This window comes from Petrachloros mirabilis (assembly GCF_975968855.1).
This window is the reverse complement of record NZ_CDLUDY010000140.1, coordinates 1-6,578: the sequence shown is the minus strand read 5'-3', so window position 1 is coordinate 6,578 and position 6,578 is coordinate 1. Positions and strand designations below refer to the sequence as shown.

5 protein-coding genes are annotated in these 6,578 nt (G+C 56.5%); 1 reads left to right on the top strand and 4 read right to left on the bottom strand.

Features of this window, described 5'->3' with window-relative positions; all coding sequences use genetic code 11:
• Positions 1–1,383, top strand: a 1,383-nt coding sequence (locus tag ACWVCN_RS05630) for an ArnT family glycosyltransferase (protein WP_455244556.1), incomplete at its 5' end; no start/stop codon positions are given.
• Here ACWVCN_RS05630 and ACWVCN_RS05625 read toward each other — a convergent pair.
• The 4 genes from ACWVCN_RS05625 to ACWVCN_RS05610 form a co-directional block, all read right to left on the bottom strand.
• Entirely contained in the window at positions 1,380–2,291 is a 912-nt protein-coding gene (locus tag ACWVCN_RS05625; protein ID WP_455244555.1) for a phosphatase PAP2 family protein, read from the bottom strand. The two genes, ACWVCN_RS05630 and ACWVCN_RS05625, sit on opposite strands and share 4 nt — an antisense overlap.
• Positions 2,292–2,495: 204 nt before the next feature.
• Positions 2,496–3,623 carry a hypothetical protein gene (locus ACWVCN_RS05620; protein WP_455244554.1) on the bottom strand — a complete coding sequence of 376 codons (1,128 nt, stop codon included), beginning with the start codon at positions 3,621–3,623 and terminating at the stop codon, positions 2,496–2,498.
• Positions 3,601–5,661, bottom strand: a complete 2,061-nt coding sequence (locus ACWVCN_RS05615; protein ID WP_455244553.1) for a M1 family metallopeptidase — start codon at positions 5,659–5,661, stop codon at positions 3,601–3,603. The genes ACWVCN_RS05620 and ACWVCN_RS05615 overlap by 23 nt, the downstream gene beginning before the upstream one ends.
• A 178-nt stretch (positions 5,662–5,839) precedes the next feature.
• Positions 5,840–6,578, bottom strand: a 739-nt coding sequence (locus tag ACWVCN_RS05610; RefSeq protein ID WP_455244552.1) for a response regulator, incomplete at its 5' end; no start/stop codon positions are given.

The following is a 6,578-nucleotide window of genomic DNA, read 5'->3' as shown; positions in this document are numbered from 1 at the left end:
CTGAGCCGCATGGCGCTTACCGACGCGGTGTTGATGTTTTTTACGACGGCCTCGCTTTTCGGATTTTGGCTCGGTTTGAACGGAACCGGTCCCCAGCGGCACTGGCACTGGCTATTTTATGTCGGCATGGCACTGGGAACATTGACGAAGGGCCCTGTCGGGTTCCTCGTCCCCATGGTCACAGTCGCCCTGTACTTGACTATCAGTTCACGCTGGCGGCTCTATTGGGAAACGGGCTTTCCCATTTTGGGGACGATCTTGCTGACGGGAATGGCTGTGCCATGGTACGTCGTTATGTGGACAATACACGGGCAGGAATACCTGACCATCGCCAAAGCCCACACAGTAGGCCGGTTCCTCAGTCCGATGGAAGGCCACAACTTTACCTATTTTTTCTATATTCCGGTCTTGCTGCTCGGGTTTTTCCCCTGGAGCGGATGGCTGCCGTTCGCCTGGTATCACGCCTACAAGAGCTGGCGCGAAGATAGAGGGAAGAGACGAGCGGACCCCTCTCCTGAGGCTTCTGGCGACAATCCTCCCCTTGAACGCCCGGCGCCTCAGGAGCTGGAATGGTTTGCCGCAGCGTGGGTGGTGGGCGTCTTAGTCTTTTTCACCCTGTCGTCAACCAGACTCCCCCACTATATTGGGCCGCTCTTCCCCGGCGCAGCGATCCTCACCGCCTGCTATTGGAGCCGCGGCCTTGAAAATTCGACGACGAAGGGGCTTCGCGCGTCGATCCATACCATGATGGTTATCGGGTATCTCCTTGCCATTGCTTTCGCCTCGCTCCCGTCGCTCTATCCTAAGATCGCCGGAAAGCTCACGAAGGAATTCCCCTTGGCCACGCAAATGGACTTGGGAAGCGGACCCTATGTCGCATCGATTCTCTTATTGATCGGCATGGCACTGGTCGGGTATTTCGGATTGAACGACTCCAAACGGGCAGGCGCCTTTTGGGCCGCTTGCGCTTCACTGGGCCTACTCGTCGTGACATTGCTCTTTCTCGTCATCCCCGGCCTCAATCGATACTTTGTTTCGCCCCCTCAAGTCCTTGCCTATGCCGCCGGCGTCAATCTCGGTTCCAATGATCGATTGATCGCGTTTGGATCGACGAGGCCTTCGCTGGCCTTTTACGCAAGGCGCAGAGTCGAGTTCATCCCCTCCGGAGAAATCGACCGGCTCCGCCAGGCCCTCTCTCACGACGGGCGCACGATGATCATCGTGCCGGAATCGTTCCTGAGCGCATTACCGAAAGAGACGGAGTCGTACCAGCCGATCCTCAAGCGCCACGGTTATCTCTTGCTGGCCAACGAACCGATGGTTGAAATCCCGGAAGGAGCAGGACCTCCAGCTTCGACGGACCGTCCCCTTTCACCACATTAAAACGGCAAAACTGAGCGGGCTCCGAATAGAACAGTGAGCGAAGCGAGAATGGCGATGGCAAGCACTCCTTCCTGTACCAACACTCTTTGACGAGCAAAATCGTGAGACGCAGTCTGGTCGGCGGTTGAAACATAGAAGGCCAGAAAGGCGAGACCGGCCGAGGCCGATACAAGAGGCTCGGTCGTCATGCATGCCAGACCATACGCGATCAAGGCCAAAGAAAACTTCGCCTGCCGCTCGGTGAACGGCTGCTCCCGCCTACCCTCTAGCCACCTGTCACGCCGCAGCCAGAATCCTGCGGCAACGGAACAAGAGCCCAGGCCGATCAAAAGTGTGCCGATCAAGCCTGAATCCAGAGGACGAGCCAACGTCCACAAGAGGCCGAATGCAACAGCCGCTCCAATAGCAGCATGTCGCAGCCCTTCTACAAACGCTGTGCGCCACTCGCCCCACGGCGCAGCAGCAATTGTACCGCATACGACGCCCAGGACAGCTCCGCCGAAGACGTCTGTCGGGAAATGCGAACCGCGAAGCATCCGACTGAGGCCGACGAACGCGGCAATGCCGAGCCACAACGGAGTGAGCAGAGGAAACCGTTTCATGAAGACGGTGGCAATGGCAAATGTCGCCGACGTATGGCCGGATGGGAACGAATCCCACCCGGACTGCATGGAAGGTGCAATCTGCCATTCTCCTGAATGAACGAATTTAGGGCGTGGCCGGCCCACGAGATGTTTCAACCCATTCGACAGAACCCCGGCTAATCCATGCGCAATGGCGCTTTCGATACCAGCCTTGAGCATGGTCGGTCGGGACAATGCCCAACCTACCCCCAATAAAACCACACTCACCACGATAAGGTTCGTTCCCTTCCCGATCCAATCTCCGGTGTCACTTGTAAATGCCATCCAAGGGATGGCGAGATGAAATCGGTTCGTGACAGAGCGCACGTAGTGTGTGATGGGAAGATCGAATGGGAACAGCCCGCAAAAGGAAACAAGAAGTGACGCGCAGGAACATGCCAGAGGGAAGAGATGCGTGCCAAGGGGCTTCGAAGATGCAGTTTCCCCTCGGGTCGTCTCGCCGCTCACCTCATGCCCCGTACCATTCCCTCAGGGAATCCAGTCCGCGATAAAGATGTTGAACTCACCGGGCGACTTCGCCTGGCGGTCCGACACCCAGACGACACGTTTGCCATCTGGAGAAAACATGGGAAAGCTGTTGAAGTGCCCTTCGAACGTCAGCCGTTCAAGATTGGCTCCGTCGTCGCCGATCAAATACAGATGAAAACTCGGTCGCTCTCCCTCCTCCCTCGTTTCCACGTTCGATGAGAAGATAATTCGGTTCCCATCGGGATGGAAGAACGGGGAAAAATTCGAAGCCCCGTTCGAAGTCACCTGTCGCTTGCCGCTTCCGTCCGCATTCATCACGAATATTTCGAGCTGACCTGGCTCCACCAACCGCTTGCTCAGCAACTCCTGGTACTTGGCGACTTCGGCCGGTTCACTCGGATGGTGGGCTCGATAGACGATGCGTTTGCTGTCGGGAGAAAAGAACGCTCCGCCGTCATATCCGACTTCCTCCGTCAATCGGCGAGGCTTGGTGCCGTCGAGGTTCATCGCGTAGATGTCAAGATCGCCGTCCTTCACCGACGTCCAGACAATCGTCTTGCCGTCCGGGGATACGGTGGCTTCCGCGTCATAGCCCGGCGACACGGTCAACCGCTGCATCTCCTGGCCGTCGATGCGAACTGCATAGAGGTCGTAATCGTCTAGCGCCCAGCGGTAGGCCCCTTCTCGTTTCGGTTTCGGCGGGCAGTTAGGACCGGACGCCCAAGTCGACGCATAAATCACCCGCCGATCGCCGGGGAAAAAATACCCGCAGGTCGTCGCGCCGGTACCGGTGCTCACCAAGCGGACCATCTCGCTATCCAAATCCATGACGTACATCTGGTAGCAGCCGAGCGGTTCGTCGGCCGGCTTGAGCGTGGCAGCGAACGAATCCTTCATCCAGTTGTTCGTCGATTGAAAGATGAGTTTCGACCCGTTGAAGGAAAAATAGGCCTCGGCGTTTTGACGACCGAATGTGAGTTGGCGGATGTTCTTGAAGTGCCGCTCGACACCCGATACCGGTGCGGGCTCGATGTTGGCTCCGGCCTCCCCGGCTAGGCAACTAGATGCTGCATAACCGACTAGGCACAAGAACACCGCACTGAAACTAGCGAATTGCTTCAGACCCATGAATCTCTACCTCCATCTGATCCTGTGCCGTTGCCCATTCACCGCGGGCAACGGGACTTCCGTTCTTGAACACGACATAACTATTCCATCCGTAAAAAAACAACAGCCTGGATACCACGGTGGCTGCCTCCGGGGATTCTGCATACAACAGCGTCACGACACTGCCGGGTCGATCAGTTCGATGGCAACTCACCAAAAGTACCAGGTCCGATCCCTCATATGTCGAACCATTTAATCTTACCCCGCCTTCGTGGAATTCCAGATGATCCCCGCAATGGGCACTCACAATGGTTCGCAGCGCCGCCTTCCACTCCGGGCTTGCCAATACTAACACCGATCCTTCGCGTGGCAACAGTCCGTTTCCCCCAATCGACTCGATGGAGGCTCGATCCGTCTCAGGTTTCTGGCTGTCCTGACTTTCGATTCGCTTGACGATGCCGCGAAAAGGATGAAGTGTACCGTTCGGCGGATCTGAAAACGCCAGAACCACGGAACGATGCTGGTCCGTAACGAAGTGATTCAAAACCGGCGGCAATGACCCACGCGGCACCCGTTGCAAAATCATTGTTTCGGAATCGAGTTCGATCGAAACCGGCCTAGCCGGCAATGTGACATCCACAACATTACGTTCGCGATCGACAGGCACATGCACAATTTGCTCATGGCCGTCGATGAGCTTGACGGTCAATGGTACCGTTAATCGAAAAGCTCTACCGGTTTGGACTATCGTCGCCACCAGGCGAAATGCCTGGTCTCCACCATCGGAAATGGGAGTTGCCGACGCAGCGTGCAGGGAAAGCTCCGGTGCTCCGGGGGCTTCGATCCATTGAGCAAAAAACCAACGGAGGTCCCGCCCGGCTGCCTCCGCAAAGACCTGCTCCAGATCGCTCCATTCCGCATGGCGTCCTCGATACTGCGCAACAAGCCGTTTGAGGGCCGTCCAAAACGCGTCTTCACCGATTTCCTGTCGCAAGAGATGAAAGACCATCGCGGCTTTTTGATAGCCAATGGCATTATCACGCTCGTCCTTTTTTCGTGAAAACTGGCTGACGGGATAGTCGCGTTCCATTGGAACATGCAGATTGTAGCCACGAAACATCATCCGGCGCTGATCGCGCGCCTGACGCTGATCGCCGGCCTGTTCGTGCCAGTAATAGTTCGACAAGTAGGTCGTCAGTCCCTCGACCCAATTACCTCGATCGATCCGGTTGAAGACCGCATTGCCTATCCAGGAATGCACGATCTCATGACCCAAGGCATAAGGCTGGACGTAATGCCGCTTGATGATCCCGCTTCCCAACAACGTAAACGACGGCATGCCGAGACCGCTGGCAAAGAAATTTTCCACCACGGCGAATTTATCGAACGGGTAGTCCCCGAGCAGGTCAGTGTAGACATCGAGGTATTTTGCGGTGGCATCAAGGTATTCATCGGCGAGGGCCGCATTTCCTGGCAAGAAGTACGTCGATAGTTCGACATTCTGCCTGCGAGACCCACTCCAATTCCTGTGCTTCCCAACAAACTTGTTGGCAACCAGCGTCAAAGCCTCCGTTGGTTCCCGCACGGCCCAGGTGGAAATGCTTTTACCTTCCGCCTTCCTCTCCTCAAGTTTGCGGCCTTGAGTCACGACCGTCCATTCTGGCGGAACAGCAGCATTCACAGCAAACCGGGCGAGCGATCCCTCGATGTCCGGATACCACTGGCTCTCACTGCTGAGATACACCCCTTCGGGACCGATATGCCCGGAGGTCTCGCTCGGAGTCACAAAGCGCAGGTGCCGCGGTTCCTTGGGAGGATCGTCGATGACTCCGCGATAGCTCCACAACAGCGTGATGCGACCAACCATATGCTTAGGCAGCGTGACAACGACCTGCTGGGTGGATGGCTCAGGAAGAATTTTGCACTCGAACGGCACATCGCGTTCTATCTGAGAGGATTCGCCTTTCCCCCGGGAAAGGAGCTGAATCGATTCGACACGCAGGCTGGGAGCAAGGGTGAAAGTGACCTCGCCAGGTTGACCCTGGGTTTCGAGTTCCATCTCGTCTCTTGCAACCAGTTCGTGAGTGTCCGGGCCCAGTTCGACGGTTAAATGGTGCTGAAAGACGCTGCGTGACTCAGGAAACGAGGCATGCGTTTGGCCAGGAGCTATCAGTAGAAGAAGGGCAAGAAGTACAGTTCGATTAAATGCCGTGGTGCCGATACACATCGGGAAACTTTTAGCATTCGCGGCACACCAGCACAAGCTGGACAACAGCGAGCAGTTTTTCGAGATCAACCGGCTTGGTGATGACTTCTTGAGGGTTCAGAGACCAGGCTTCCTGCAGTAACTCCTCGTCGTAGCTGCCGGTGATGATCACTACGGCGCCGGAGAAACTCCTATCCCGAAGTCTTCTTAGCAATTCGACGCCATTGGTCCCCGGTAACATGAGATCCAGTAGAATCAGGTCGGGCGAGGACTGTTCGACCATCTTCAGTGCTTCGTGGGCATCCTTCACGCCGAGGGCTTTATAGCCGCGCAAACTGAGGAATTGGACCAATAAATCACGGACGAGATCTTCGTCGTCAACAACGAGAACTGTTTCTCCTGCATCAGGTGTTGGAACTGTTACCGCAGTACGGTCTTCGGCATCGGCTCTCTTCATTGGCTGCTGAACGATTCGATTTACGGCCTCTACCAGCACATCGAGGGATAGGCCCCTCCGGATAAAATCCGTAACGCGCAGGGCGCGCGCTTGATTCTCCTGAATTTCAGTCGCACCACCTCCCAAGATGATAACCGGCGCGTGTGGATCGACCGCACGAATCTCCTTCAGGACACTCAGCCCATCCATCCCGGGCATCCGGAGGTCGAGAATTGTGACGCGGGGGGTATCGTGTCGGAAACGGTTCAGCCCTTCCTCCCCGCTGGTCGCCGTATGCACCTCATACCCGTGGCGCGTCAGAACGGCTCGGAGG